Genomic DNA, 13855 nt, shown 5'->3' with positions numbered 1-13855 from the left:
CACCACCAGCATGGAGGCACGACCATGACCGTCCACACCTCTACCGACCTGCGCACCACCTTCCTCTTCCCCGGCCAAGGCGGCTTCGACGGCGCGGCCCTGCGTCTGGCCAAGGACAAGTACCCGCAGGTCAGGCAGGTCTTCGAGCGTATCGATGCGGAGACCATGAACCTGTTCTCGCGCCGAATAACCGACGTGCTCTTCGGGGACCACGACACCGATCTGCGAGAACTCCTCGACGACGACGCATGGGCCTCCCAGGTGGCCATCTACGCCGCCGGTCTGGCCTCGTACGAGATCCTGGACGCCCAGGGCGTGCGTCCGGACGTCCTCGCGGGACACAGCCTCGGCGAGATCACCGCACTCGTCGCCGCCGGGGCGTTCTCCGTCGAGGACGGTGTGCGGATCGTCGCCCAGCGGGTGGCGGTCATCCAGCGGCAGAACGGCATCGAGGGCCGCATGGTGGCCCTTTCGGCGGGCGCCGACCGGGCCAGCCGTCTCCTCGACCTGCTCGATGACCCGCTGCTTGCCGTCGCCACCGAGAACCACGACGAGCAGACCGTGGTGAGCGGTCCCGGCGACGCGCTCGACCGGGTGATCGCGATCGCCGGACAGCTGGGCATCGGCGCCATCGAGATCGACGCCCCCTTCCCCTTCCACACCCCGGCGCTCGCTCCCGCCGTACCCGAATTCGCCGCCTACGTAGGCAAGTTGGACCAGCACCCGCTGCAGCACCTGGTGTACTCGCCGATCCTCCAGCGGTACTACGAGCCCGACGACGCGCTGGCCGACCGCCTCGCCGAGCACTTCGTCACCCCGGTGCGGTTCGCGGCCGCCGTGCGCCATCTCCAGGCCGCCGGAGTCACGACGTTCGTGGAAGCGGGCGGACGGGCCGCCCTGTCCAAGCTCGTCGTCCGGCTGACCAAGGGCTCGGACGTACGCGCCCTGCCCTCGCTCTCGATCGACGGTGACGGCGGACTCGCGCTCGACGCCACCCTGCGGATCCTGCGGGACGCGGGCCTCGCCGGTGCGACCGGGGCCCCGGGCCTCGCCGAACTCCTCGCCCCCACGGTGCCCACCGACGTCTTCGAGGCGTACTGGACCGAGCACGGCGACGAGGTGCTCCGGCGTATCGCCGACGACCTGGGCTCCTTCACACCGCAGACACGGCAGACACCGTCGCCCGCGGCTGCTCCCGCTGCCCCCGTCACGTCCTCCGCACCGGCTCCGTCCGCCGGGGTGCCGGACCGTGCCGAGATCCACGCCGAGCTGCGGACCCTTTACGCCGAGGCCCTCGAGTACCCCGAGGAGGTCTTCGAGGACGGCGTCCAGCTGGAGGCCGAACTGGGAGTCGACTCGGTCAAGCAGGTCGAGCTGCTCGCCCGCGCGTCCAAGCAGTACGGCCTGCCCACGCGGGAGGCCGGTTTCCGCCTGGAGAACTACAACACCATGGACAAGATCGTCGACTTCGTGGTCTCGGAGCTGTCCGGCCGGGAGGCGGTCGCGGCGGGCTGAGGGGCCTTCCCGTACCGCTGCTTCCGCTCGTCCTCCCGGCTCCAGAAGGGCACGTGTTCCATGAACGACCTCGCAGGCAAGGTGGCCCTGGTCACCGGCGGATCGAAGGGGATAGGCAAGGCGATCGCGCGTGAACTCGCCACGCGCGGCGCCGCGATCGTCCTCAACTACTTCCACTCCCACGACCAGGCCAAGGCCACCCGCGACGAACTGACCGCCGAGGGCCACCGGGTCGACCTGGTCCGCGCCTCCGTGGCCAGGCAGGAGCAGGTCGACCGGATGTTCGCGGAGATCGACCGGTTGCACGGCCGGCTCGACATCCTCGTCAACAGTGCCGCCGACGGCGCGTTGCTGCCGGTGGACTCGGTCACCGACGAACACCTCGACAAGGCCATCGAGATCAACTACAAGGGCGGGCTGCGCTGCGCGCGCGCCGCCGCGCCGCTGATGGCAAGGGGCGGTGGCGGCTCGATCGTCACGGTCTCCGCACTCGGCGGCTCCCAGATGGTGATGGCCAACTACCTGGCCTGCGCACCGGCGAAGGCAGCGGCCGAGGCGGCGTCCCGGTACCTGGCCGTGGAGCTGGCTCCGCTGGGGATCCGGGTCAACACGGCGTCCGCGGCCATGCTGAGCAGCGAGGTGGCGGACAAGTTCCCCGACGCGGCCCGGATGCAGGACGTCATCGCCCGTGCCACGCCGTGGGGGCGGCTCGGCACGCCGGAGGAGTTCGCCACCGTGGTGGCCTTCCTCGCCTCCGACGACGCCCGCTGGATCACCGGCCAGGTCGTCCTCGCCGATGGGGGCCTCACGCTCGGCGCGGCGCTGCTCTCGCCTCCCGCGGAGGAAGCGCCGACAGCCGAAGTGCCCCTGGCAGTGACGGAGTTCTCAGAGACAGAGTCCTCGGAGACCGAGCTCTCAGAGGCGGAGTTCTCGGAGGCGGAGTTCGGGGACGACTCGATCGCCGTCGTCGGCATGGGTCTCGCCGTCGCCGGGGCGAACAGCCCCGAGGAGTTCTGGAAGCTCCGCATGACGGGGGACGAGCTGTTCGTCAAGGTCCCCGAGGACCGCTGGCAGCACGAGAGCTTCCACTCGGCGGACACCGCCGCCGAGGACAAGGCGTACGCCGACCGCTGCGTGTTCATCACCGGCTTCGAGCCCGCGGAGGGCGCCCTCGACGGCATGGAGGGGAGCGCCGACGACCAGGAGCTCACCACCCAGTGGCTGCGCCACAGCCTGGTCCAGGCACTCGACGGGGTCCGCCGCACCGACACCGACAACTGCTCCTTCGTCGTCGGCTACACCCCGGACGGCAGCCAGCACCTTGAGGAGGCCGGGGTCCTCGACAGCGTCAGCAGGATGACGCACGACATCATCGACGACCTTGCGCTGTCCGACGACGAGCGGCAGGAGCTGCGCGGGGGCATCGACACGTCCCTCGCCGACCGCTACCGGCGCGGCGGCCAGAACCCCTCCCGGTTCCTGCCGCACCGGGTCGGAGAGCTTGCCATGCAGGGCATCCTGCCGTCGTCCACAGAACTCCACATGGTCGACACCGCGTGCTCCTCGTCCCTGTACGCCATCGACATCGCGGCCAAGGGCCTGCTGATGGGCAAGCAGGACATCGCGGTGTGCGGCGGGGCCTTCGCCCTCGCGCCGCGCGGCACCGTGCTCTTCTCCAAGCTCCAGGGACTGTCCAAGAGCGGCGAGGTGCACGCCCTGGACGAGGCGGCCGACGGCGTGATCTTCGCGGACGGCGCCGCCCTCGTCGTACTCAAGCGGCTGAGCAAGGCGCAGGAGGACGGCGACCAAGTGCTCGGCGTGCTGCGGGCGTTCGGTTCGTCGTCGGACGGCAAGGGCAAGGCGATCTACGCGCCGAACTCGGCAGGCCAGAGCCTCGCCGTGCGGCGCGCGCTGGAGAACGGCGACGTCGACGGCGACGACGTGGACTGGATCAACGCGCACGCGACCGGCACCCCCGCCGGTGACCTCGCGGAGTTCTCCACCCTGCGGGAGCACTTCGGCACGGCACGGGCGACGGCCGTCACCTCCAACAAGTCCCTCATCGGGCACACGGGTTGGGCGGCCGGTGTCGTCTCGCTCATCGAGAACCTCAAGGGCCTGGAGAAGCAGACCATCCCCGGCCAGTTCCGCTTCACCAACCCCCGTGCGGACTTCCGCCTCGACGAGACACAGCTGGACATCCCGTCCAAGGCCGAGCAGTGGTCCGGGCGCAGTGACAGGCCCCGGCTCGCCGCCGTCTCCGGGTTCGGCTTCGGTGGTACCAACGCGCACCTGATCGTCGCCGAGAACCAGCCCCGCGTAGAGGCCCCTCTCGTGGAAGAACCGCAGGCGGAGGCGCCCGCCGGGACGATCCCCGCGACCAAGAAGCCGGACCCCGACAGCCGGGTGGTGATCGTCGGCTGGTCGTCGCACCTGCCGGGTCTGACGGACCGCGACGAGGTGTCGGGCTGGCTGGCCGGCGGGAAGCCGCCGCTCGACAGCTTCGGCGCCGCCTACCCGTCGCCGCCGTTCAACGAGGTCAGGCTGCCGCCCAAGACCATCAGGGCCCTTGACCGGTGCCAGCTGATGATCCTGCAGTGCGCCCACCGCCTCCGTGACCAGATGCCCGAGTTCTGGGGCAAGCAGGCCGACAAGACCGGTGTGTTCGTGGGGCACATGGGCCCGACCCGGGCCGCCATGCTGTACGCGAACCGCTGCTACCTCGACGACATCGGGCAGGCCGTCGCCGACTCGCCCCTCGCCGGTTCACCGGCCGCCGGGCAGGTCCTCGAGCGGCTGCGCGAGCAGGTCCGGTCGATGATCCCGGAGTCCAACGAGGACGCGTTTCCGGGACAGATGCCCAACATCATCTCCGCCCGCGTGGCGAACTACTTCGACCTCCACGGCCCGAACATGACGATGGACTCCGGATTCGCCTCCGCGCTGTCGTCGATCACGTCGGCCGGACGCTACCTGCGCACCGGCGAACTGGACTTCGCGCTGGCCGGCGGCATCAACGGCAACAGCCTCCCCGAGTACCGCTCCCTGATCGGCGGCCTGCTCCCGGAGCAGGAGCAGGAGCTCGCCGAGGGCGCCTTCCTGTTCGCCCTCGCCACCGAGGAGCGGGCCGAGCGCGAGGGCCTGCCGATCCTGGCGTACGTCGACGAGCCCCTCGGCAGCGCCGCCGCGCAGACCGGTGCCGCGCACGAGGGGGACTCCGTGCGGTGCACGGATCCCGAGCACGCCCGCTACCTGGGCGCCGCCGGGGGTCTTGCCGTACTGAAGGCCCTGCACGGGCCCGCGGGCACGGTGGAGGTCTCCTGCGACCAGACCGGCGGCGCACCGGGCGCCCGGCTGCGGCTCACCGTCCCCGGCCCCGCCGACCCCGGCCCGGAACAGGGCAAGGAAGGTGGCAAGGAACGTGGGGCAGGCGTCACCGGGACCCTTCCGGCGAGCTTCGTGTCGGACACCCACACCGGCGATGGCGTCCCTCTGCGGGTGCGCCGTCAGATTCCGGTGCTCGAGGAGACACCGGCACGGCAGGTGCGGGAGCCGATCGCGTTCCTGCCGGACGGCGCCCTCGTCGTCACCGACATCCCGGGTCCGCTGGCCGAGGCGGTGGACCCCGACACCGCGCTGACCGTGCTGTCCACCACCCCGCTCGCGGCCCCCCGGCCCGGCTGGCACCACCTGCCCGAGATCACCCCCGACACCGTCCGCGCGGCCCTCGCGGACTCCGGGCAGCCGGTCACACACCTGCGGGTCCTGTCAGGTCTCGGCCGCTCCGCACCCGCCGGGCAGCCGCTGACCGAGGGCTCGGCGCCGGTGCTCGCCCTGCACGACGCGACGTACCTGGCACTCCAGCAGACCCACGCCGGTCTCTCCACCGCCGAGTCCACGCTCGTCATGCTGTTCCTCGACGCGGTACCCGGCGGCACCCCGCATCCCTACTCCGGCCTTTTCACCGGCCTGCTCAAGAGCGCGGGACGGGAACTGACCGACAGCACCAGCTTCGCGCTCCTCACCTCGGCCGCCGAAGTGGCCGACGGGGTACGTCTCGTGGAGGAGGAGAGCAGGGCGCACCGGGACTTCCCCGTCGTCGTCGACGCCGACGGGGTGCGCCGCACTCCCCGGCTGCACGACGAGCCGGTCGCCCTGGACGCCTCCACCCCGGCCGTGCTCGACCGGGACTCCGTGGTCGTCGTCGCGGGCGGCGCCCGGGGCATCACCGCCGAGGTGCTCAAGGCGGTGGCCGCCGAGTTCGGCCCCCGTATCCACGTGTTCGGCAGCAACGACCTGGACAGCTACCCGCCGTCGGTCTTCGAAGGCAGCGACGAGGAGTTCGCGGCGGGCCGGGCGGCCTACATCAAGGCGGAACTCGCCAAGGCCAAGGGCAAGGGCGGGGGCAAGGGAAAGACGAAGGGCAAGGGCAGGAGCGCGAGCGCGGGCAGGCCCCCGTCGGTCGCGGACCTCAACAAGTCCTTCGACCGGATGCTCAACGCCAGGGACGCCCGCAACAACCTCGACGCGATGGCGCAGCACAGCGGCGCTGGCCGGGTCAGCTACGTGCAGTGCGACATGCGCGACGGCGCCCAGGTGGAGAAGGCCGTCGGCGCGGTGCTCCAGGAGCACGGGCGGATCGACCTGTTGGTGAACGCCGCCGGGCTGCAGCGCTCGGCGCTCATCAAGGACAAGGACTTCGCGGAGTTCACCTCCATCCGTGACCTGAAGGTCGAGTCGTACCTCAACCTCAAGTACGCGCTGCGCGACGCCCCGCCCCGCACCTGGTGCAACTTCGGTTCGCTGCTCGGGTACTTCGGGCAGCTGGGCGAGTCCGACTACGCCTCGGCCAACGACTTCCTGGGCAGCGCGGCCACTTACGCGGCCGCCACCACGGAGCTCGACGAGTTCACCGTCGGCTGGACGCTGTGGGCCGGTGTCGGCATGGGCGCCAACGAACTGACCAAGGCGTACTACGAGCGGGCCGGTTCCTACAGCAGCATGGCCGTCCCCGAAGGCGTCCACCACTTCGTGCAGGAACTGCACGCGCCCGTCCGGCGGGCATCCCTCGTGCACCTGGGGGACGCCGAACGCGCCACGGTCGAGGAGTTCTACCCCGGCTACCTCACGGAGGACCCGGCCGCCGACCCGGCCACCGGTGACGCGGCTCCCGCCGTGCCGGAGCCCGGCTTCTTCCTGCGCCGGGTCGTCGAGTCGACGGCGACGTCCGCCGAGTTCGAGTGCCGCTTCGACCTGGACACCGACGGCTATCTGGAACACCACACGGTGCGCGGCGAGCCGACCCTGCCGGGTACGTTCGTCACGGAAATAGCTGCGGAGGCCGCCCGGCATCTGGTCCCGGACCAGCACGTCGTCGCCTTCGAGGACCTGCGGTTCGAGCACTTCCTGCGCGTCTACCGCGACCTGCCGACGGCACCCAAGCGGCTGTACGCGCGGATCGCCGCGTCCGACGGCTCCTCGACCGCCGTCGAGGTGCGGATCACCGAGGACGTGGTCTCACCGACCGGCGTCGTACTCGTCAAGGACCGGGTGCACTTCACGGCCAGGGTCCTGCTCGCCGACGCGCTCCCCGCCGCCCCGCACTGGGAGGCGTGGGACACCGCGGACGACACCCCCGTACCCGATCCCTACCACCAGCACGGCTCACCGGTGCAGCTCACCGGGCCGTTCATCTCGACCACGGACACCCGCATCCACCCCAACGGCAAGCGGGGCCGCTACGCCCTGTCGCTGCCCGCCGACGACCCGACGTGGCAGCGGTTCACCGTCCCCAGCATCCTGCTCGACGGCCTGGCCCGGGTCGGGGTCCTCGACCTCGTCGACGGCCATCTGATCCCCGTCGCGGCGCCGCTGTCGATCCGTCGCATCGATCTGTACGAGGACACGAACGACCTGTCCCTGTCCGGATCCGACGAGGACATCGAGCTGTACGCCACGCCGCCCGGCTTCGACCTGTCCGCGGACCTGGTCGACAACCGGTTCGTCGCGTCCCGTCCTGACGGCCGGATGGTCCTGCAGATGAAGGACATGCAGGCGACGCTGATCGGCTATGTCGACGCCCGGACCGGCGAAGCCGTCGCGGCCGACCGTGACTGACGGGACGGGGCCGACCGTGACCGACGAGGAAGGAATCGCAGCATGACATCCGTACGCGAACAGCCGCCCCCGCCGGTGTCCGCCGACGACGCGGGCAACGCCCCGGTACAGGCGGTGAGCCGGATGGAATGGCAGCTCACCACCCTGCCGGCGCCCACCGCCGACCCCGCGCGGCTCAGTGGGATGCGGGTCCTGCTGCTCGGCGGCGACCGGGAGACCGCCGCAGCCGTGGAGCGCGAACTGGCCGGACACGGAGCCCTGGTGCGCCGCCACCCGGCGGCATCCGGGGCAGCCGGTGGCGGCGCTGTGGACGCGATCGTCGACCTGACCGTGGGCTCCACGTCCCCGGACGTGGACGAAGCCTGGCGCGAGCCGCTCCTGGAGACGGTCGCCGCGCTGCGCGAGCACTACGACGACTGGTCCGCCGAGACATCGGCGCGACGCCTGTACTACCTGGCCGTGACCTATCTGGGCGGCGGGATGGGCCACCACCCGCAGGACGATCTGACTCAGCCGCTCGGTGGCATCTGGGCGGGTCTCGCGAAGACGCTGCACCGCGAACTGCCGAACTGCAACGCACGCGTCGTCGACACGAGCCTGACCGCCGCGCAGGACCTGCCGGGCATCGTCGCAGCCGAACTTGGCAGGCCCGGCGAACTGGAGGTCGGTCACCGCGACGGACAACGGCTGACCCTCACCCCCGTCGCCAAGGACGCAGGGGAGCCCGCCGTCCCGCTGGGCCCCGACGACTGTGTGCTGATCTCGGGCGGCGGCCGGGGCATCGGCTGGGAACTGGCCCGTTCGCTGGCCGCCACCTACGGCCTGCGGGTCGTGGTGACGGGCCGGGAGGACTTCCCCACCGGCGACGAACCGTGGTTCGGCGTCGGCGAGAGCGAACGCAAGGCGTACGAGAAGGAGTTGTGGGCCGGTCTTCGGCAGGGGGCGACGCCGACCGGGATCAGGAGGGACATCGCCCGTGTCCGCCGCCTGTGGGAACTCTCCACCAACATCACCGAAGCCAGGGCCGGCGGGCTGCGCGTCGACTACGCCCGCTGCGACTTCACGGACGTGGAGCAGGTGCGCGCCCTCCTGGCGCGTGAGGGCGCCGCGCTGACCGGGGTCGTGCACAACGCGGGCGTGGACACCGCGGCGAGGCTGCCCAAGAAGACCGACGACGAGATCCTGCGGACCGTCCGCACCAAGATCGGGGGCTTCCTCAACCTCTTCGAGGGAGTGCGGGAACTGCGGGAGAACCGGCTCAAGTTCTTCTGCAGCGTCGGCTCCCTCACCGGGCGGCTCGGCGGGATGGTCGGCCAGCTCGAGTACGCGGCGGCCAACGAGGGGCTTGCCCGGCTCGGCCGGTGGGCGGGACGCCGTGCGGACTTCCCCGTGATGACGCTCGCCTGGCCGACCTGGGACCGCATCGGTCTGATCTCCAACTTCTCGGCGACGCTGCGCTACATGGCGGCCATCGACATCACCGAGGGCCTCGCCAAGTGGCAGGCCGAGCTGCGGGCGGGATCCGAGGGGGAGGTCACCTTCGTGGGGCCGCTCGGCAGGGCGATGAGCCCCGGCCAGGCGACCGACTACCCCGTCGTGCCCGACCTGCCCGGCTTCACCGGCACCTATCCGCGGATCTTCCACCTCGGAGAGGTGAGCACGTACGAGCCGCACGTCCGCATGGTGTCGCGGGTGACGTTCGACCCCGACCGGGCACCGGTCCTTGGCGACTTCCTGGTGGACGGCACGGCTGCCGTCCCCGTGAGCATTCTCCTGGAGAGTGCGGTGCGCGGCGCGGAGTGGATCGTCCCCGAGGACTACCGGGTGCTGCGGGCCGGCTGCCTCGAGGAGGTCGTCGTACCGCTGGACCTGCTGCGGCTCGACGCGGGACCGACCGTGTGGGAGCGGGAGGTGAGCGGCGCCTTCGAGGGGGACACCTGGGTGGTCACGGTGAGGTTCCGGCGGGTGTCGGACGCCGGGGGCGGGCCCGAGGCCGGCGAGGCGACCCTGCGCGTCGTCCACGATTCGGCCGACACCCGCTCACCCACCCCGCCGCGGCGGGACGTGAAGCCGACGACCGTCTGGCGCTCAGGACCGCCACTGCTGAGCTGGCGTGCGTCGGTGGTGCCCGCCGCCGTCTGGTCCGAGGGCCAGGACAGCCGCCTGACCGCCGTGGTGCGGCCCTGCGTTCCGAACGATCTGTGGGCGACGCTCCACGCGCCGCGCACGGCCCTCTCCGTCTCCGCGCTCGAGAACGTGGTCCGGGCCTGCGCCCGTCAGGGCGAGGGAGTTTCGGTCGCGAAGAACCCCTTGGTCATCGGCCGTATCGCGCTCCATTCCGATGAGCACGGAGATTCCCTCATCGAAGGGGATCCGGCCCTCGGCGTATGGAGAGTGAAGAATTCGGAATCCGGGGCTCCTGTCATGACCGTCTCTGGCCTGCGCGGTCCGGTCGGAAACGGTTGACCCTCAATACTGCACGGAAATACGCCGTACAGAAATGCGCCGTACAGAAACACAGCACACATAAATACAGCACGCATAAATCAGGGAAGGTACACATGTCGAATCTGCTGGAGAACAAGGCCGTACTCGAGCGCTACTACGAGGAGTGCCTCAACAAGGGCAACCTCGATGTCATCTACGAGGGCGCCGGTGACGAGCACATCAGCCACGGAACGGCTCCGAACGGCAAGGAGGGCGTCGAGCACCTCAAGGAGTGGGTGCGGCTCCAGCGCGCGTCCTTCCCCGACCTCCACGTGACGGTCGACGACTGGATCCTGGAGGACGAGAAGGTCGTCAGCCGGTTCACCGCGCGCGGCACCCACACCGGGGAGCCCTACGAGGGCGTGCCCGCCATCGGGCGGGAGTTCGCCGTCAGCGGCATCGTGATCGACGCCTTCGACGGCGGCAAGATCGTCGAGAGCTGGTTCTCCCTCGACGGACTCGACCTCGCCAAGCAGCTGGGCGCCCTGGGGTGAAGCCGCAGGCCCCGGCACCCGACGGTGCCGGGGCCCGCGCGCGACGTCAGCCCTGGCGGACGGAGCGCGCGTACGCGTCGGTGATGGGTTCGGCGTGTGCCTCCGCGTTGCCGGATGCGGCGAGGGAGTCCAGCGCCCGCTGGAGGACGACGGTGTCCTCCAGGGTGTGGATCTCGGTGATTTTGCCCCACTTCAGATACATGAACTGGGTCATCACGTTGTCGTAGCGCGTGCCGTCGGGCAGTGGCCCGCCGATGCGCACGCGGGTCGCCACCTTGGTCATCCAGGGGCCGCCGGAAACGATGATCTCCAGCGGCTCGAAACCGGCGTCGGGAATCAGCCTGAACACCCGCTGCCACCACAGGCTCATCGCCTCGACCGTGTGCCGCTCGCCGGAGAGCGCGTGCTCGCCGTAGAACACGTAAGTGAAATCCGGTGCCAGCGTGTCCACCATGGACTGCCAGTTCCCGGCGTTGATATCGGCAAAAGCACTGCGGAGCTTGGCGGTGACGATTCGGTGATACATAAACTGCCTCCCGAACATTCGGGCCGCTTTTTTCACAGCCCTCAGAATTATTTTCCGCTGACGCTTCAATTGATACCACGGCGCCCCGTACGGAGATATACCCCGATGATCGGGGCAGAGAATAGGAGAGTGGGATGACGACACCCCTGCCCGTGCTCATCACCGGCTGTTCCTCCGGGATCGGCCGCGCCTGCGCCCTGCGGATGCACCGGTCCGGCCTGACCGTGTACGCCACGGCGCGCAGGCCGGAAACCCTTGCCCCCCTGGCGGCCGAAGGCATCCGGACGCTGCGCCTGGACGTCACCGACGAAGCGAGCATGCGAGAGGTCGTCGACCTCATCGAGGCCGAACACGGCTCGGTCGGCGCCCTGGTCAACAGCGCCGGATACGCGATGTCGGGCGTCGTGGAGGAAGCCGGACTCGACGACATGCGGCGGCAGTTCGAGACCAATGTGTTCGGGCTCGCCCGCCTCAGTCAGCTGGTGCTGCCCGCGATGCGGGCCGCGCGGCGCGGAACCATCGTCAACATCTCGTCGATCTTCGGGCGTTACGCGGTGCCCGGCGGCGGCTTCTACCAGGCGTCCAAGCACGCGGTCGAGGCACTGAGCGACGCCCTGCGCCTCGAAGTGGCGGACTTCGGCGTCCGGGTCGTCCTCATCGAGCCGGGGCCGGTGCGCACGACCGACTTCGGCGCCACCTACGTGGCCAACTTCAAGTCCGCGGGCAAGGACTACGACGCGTTCCGCCAGCGCACGGCCGAGTACTTCGACGCCATCTACACGGGCAGCCGCCGCAGTCTGGCCGGAACCTTCGCCATCCAGGCCGACGACGTCGCCCGGGTGGTGGAGCGGACGGTCCGCAGTGCCCGCCCCGGCGCCCGCAGGCCCGTCGGATTCCTCGCCCGCAGCACCCTCGTCCTGCGCCGCCTCGCCCCGGACGTCGTCTTCGACAACCTCTTCGTGCGGCGGGTGTTCCCGGTGCCCCGCGACGAGGCCCGGCGCGGCGCCCGCGGGGCCACCCCGATCGGCGAAGTCCGCCGGACAACGCCGCCGTCCCCGCAGCCCCGCCACGAAGGATCGCAGCCCCGCCACGAAGGAGAACGCCGATGACCGCCACCACAGCCCCCGCCACCACGCCCCGCGGCGCCGCCCGCGCTCCCGGCCCCAAGGGAGTCCCGCTGCTGGGCAGCCTCGGTTCCTGGCGCCGCAACACCGCCGAGTTCCTCCTCGGCCTGCAGCGCGACTACGGCGAGACCGTGCGCATGAGGCTCGGCCCGATGACGGTCCATCAGGTCACGGGGCCCGAAGCGGTGCAGCAGGTCCTGGTGAAGAACAACGGGAACTACGTGCGCGGCCCGCTGTACGAGCAGTTCAGCGTCGTCATGGGCAAGGGCCTTCTCACCACGGACGGCGACTACTGGCGCGGGCACCGCAGGGCGGTCCAGCCCGCGTTCCAGAAGAACACCATCCTCGACATCGTCCCGAACATCGTCACCGCCACGAACGAGATGCTCGACGAGTGGGAGGCCAAGGCCGCGCGCGACGAGCCCGTCGACCTGATGACCGAGATGCTCAGGCTCACCCTGATCACGCTCAGCCGCTCGCTGTTCGCCTACGACATCAAGCCCTCGTCCAAGGTGCTCAAGCACATCGTCGACGACGTGGTCGAGGTGATGTTCCGGCGCGGTACGCCGTCCGAGATGCTGCCGTCCTGGCTGCCGACCGACCGCAAGCACAAGATCGCCCGCATCCACCGCGTCTTCGACAAGATCGTCGCCGATGTACGGGAGAGCTACGGGCGCACCGGCGAGGGTTCGCTGATCGCCCTGATGGAGCAGGCCGAGGACCCCGTCACCGGCGAGCCCTGGACGGATCAGGAGCTGCGCGACGAGCTCCTGACCATCTACCTGGCAGGACACGAGACGACCGCGGTGTCGCTGTGCTGGACCCTCCTCTCGATCGCCAACCACCCTCCCGTGCAGGAGGAGTTGGACGCGGAGATCGCCCAGGTCATGGGCGGCGGCCTGCCGGACAGGCAGAACACGGACGCGCTGACGTACACCAGGATGGTGGTGGACGAGAGCCTGCGGATGCACCCGCCGATCTGGATCTTCCCCCGGGCCGCCGTCGACGCGGACAGCCTGGGTGGATACGACATCGAGGCCGGCTCGTCGATCCTCCTGTCACCGCTCGTCTCCCACCACAACCCGCTGCACTGGGACAACCCGCTGGCCTTCGACCCGAACCGCTTCACCGAGCAGGCCGTCAGGGAACGCCCGCGCATGGCCTACTTCCCGTTCGGCGCGGGACCGCGCCAGTGCATCGGCAACACCATGGCGCTGCTCGAACTGCGGACCATCGTCACGATGATCAACCAACGGTTCAAGCTGAGCATGATCCCGGGCCACTCCCTGCAGTACGGCTCACCGGTGATCTCGCTGCGCCCCTTGCAGGACGTCATGGTGCGCGTGACGGCACGCGAGCGCACGGCGCCCGGGAGCCGCACCGCACCCACGCCCGCACCCTCGCCCGCATCCACGGCCCCGGTCGGGCACGACACCGCCGAGGCCGCGCAGAAGTGCCCGGTCACCGGCAGCTCGGGCGGCTGATGACGAGGTGACGGCGCCCAGGCTCCGTGCCCGGCGTCGTCGAGGCTTCTTTGAGGTGTTGTCCGCCCTCGCCGGTGCCGACACAGCAACTGTCGCTCGGGTGGCCAG

At 70.4% G+C, this 13855-nt stretch carries 7 protein-coding genes; 6 read left to right on the top strand and 1 reads right to left on the bottom strand.

Translation table 11 applies throughout. The features are described from left to right. The first annotated feature begins 24 nt into the window (after window positions 1-24). The 4 genes from ACWFRJ_RS13295 to ACWFRJ_RS13280 all read left to right on the top strand — a co-directional run bounded on the left by ACWFRJ_RS13295 (window position 25) and on the right by ACWFRJ_RS13280 (window position 10613). Entirely contained in the window at window positions 25-1515 is a 1491-nt protein-coding gene (locus ACWFRJ_RS13295) for an acyltransferase domain-containing protein (RefSeq protein WP_453528460.1), read from the top strand. Window positions 1516-1575: 60 nt separating this feature from the next. Then, a complete protein-coding gene (locus tag ACWFRJ_RS13290; protein ID WP_453528457.1) occupies window positions 1576-7632 on the top strand; it encodes an SDR family oxidoreductase in 6057 nt (2018 codons plus the stop codon). Window positions 7633-7674: 42 nt separating this feature from the next. Further along, complete coding sequence (locus ACWFRJ_RS13285; protein WP_453528454.1) at window positions 7675-10098, top strand: KR domain-containing protein; 2424 nt, start codon at window positions 7675-7677, stop codon at window positions 10096-10098. A gap of 95 nt (window positions 10099-10193) precedes the next feature. Beyond that, the gene (locus tag ACWFRJ_RS13280) at window positions 10194-10613 is read left to right on the top strand and encodes an ester cyclase (protein WP_453528451.1); all 420 of its coding nucleotides are present in this window, start codon (window positions 10194-10196) and stop codon (window positions 10611-10613) included. A gap of 46 nt (window positions 10614-10659) precedes the next feature. Here ACWFRJ_RS13280 and ACWFRJ_RS13275 read toward each other — a convergent pair whose 3' ends face one another. Next, complete coding sequence (locus ACWFRJ_RS13275; protein ID WP_453528448.1) at window positions 10660-11139, bottom strand: nuclear transport factor 2 family protein; 480 nt, start codon at window positions 11137-11139, stop codon at window positions 10660-10662. Window positions 11140-11273: 134 nt separating this feature from the next. On the opposite strand from ACWFRJ_RS13275, the gene ACWFRJ_RS13270 reads away from it, so the two are divergent. Continuing rightward, window positions 11274-12248, top strand: coding sequence for an SDR family NAD(P)-dependent oxidoreductase (locus ACWFRJ_RS13270; RefSeq protein WP_453528445.1), 975 nt, complete (start codon window positions 11274-11276; stop codon window positions 12246-12248). Then, window positions 12245-13747 (top strand): cytochrome P450, encoded by a 1503-nt coding sequence (locus ACWFRJ_RS13265; RefSeq protein WP_453528442.1) that lies wholly within the window; start codon window positions 12245-12247, stop codon window positions 13745-13747. Before ACWFRJ_RS13270 ends, ACWFRJ_RS13265 begins: the two co-directional genes overlap by 4 nt. The last annotated feature ends 108 nt before the right edge of the window (window positions 13748-13855 follow it).

This window comes from Streptomyces sp. NPDC055239 (assembly GCF_053606205.1).
The sequence above is the reverse complement of the archived record's forward strand: the minus strand, read 5'-3'. Positions and strand labels throughout refer to the sequence as shown.

Bases quoted from the DNA above. Each gene is read 5' to 3' on its own strand.
- ACWFRJ_RS13295 (WP_453528460.1), top strand. From the start codon at position 25: ATGACCGTCCACACCTCTACCGACCTGCGCACCACCTTCCTCTTCCCC.
- ACWFRJ_RS13290 (WP_453528457.1), top strand. From the start codon at position 1,576: ATGAACGACCTCGCAGGCAAGGTGGCCCTGGTCACCGGCGGATCGAAG.
- ACWFRJ_RS13285 (WP_453528454.1), top strand. From the start codon at position 7,675: ATGACATCCGTACGCGAACAGCCGCCCCCGCCGGTGTCCGCCGACGAC.
- ACWFRJ_RS13280 (WP_453528451.1), top strand. From the start codon at position 10,194: ATGTCGAATCTGCTGGAGAACAAGGCCGTACTCGAGCGCTACTACGAG.
- ACWFRJ_RS13275 (WP_453528448.1), bottom strand. From the start codon at position 11,139: ATGTATCACCGAATCGTCACCGCCAAGCTCCGCAGTGCTTTTGCCGAT.
- ACWFRJ_RS13270 (WP_453528445.1), top strand. From the start codon at position 11,274: ATGACGACACCCCTGCCCGTGCTCATCACCGGCTGTTCCTCCGGGATC.
- ACWFRJ_RS13265 (WP_453528442.1), top strand. From the start codon at position 12,245: ATGACCGCCACCACAGCCCCCGCCACCACGCCCCGCGGCGCCGCCCGC.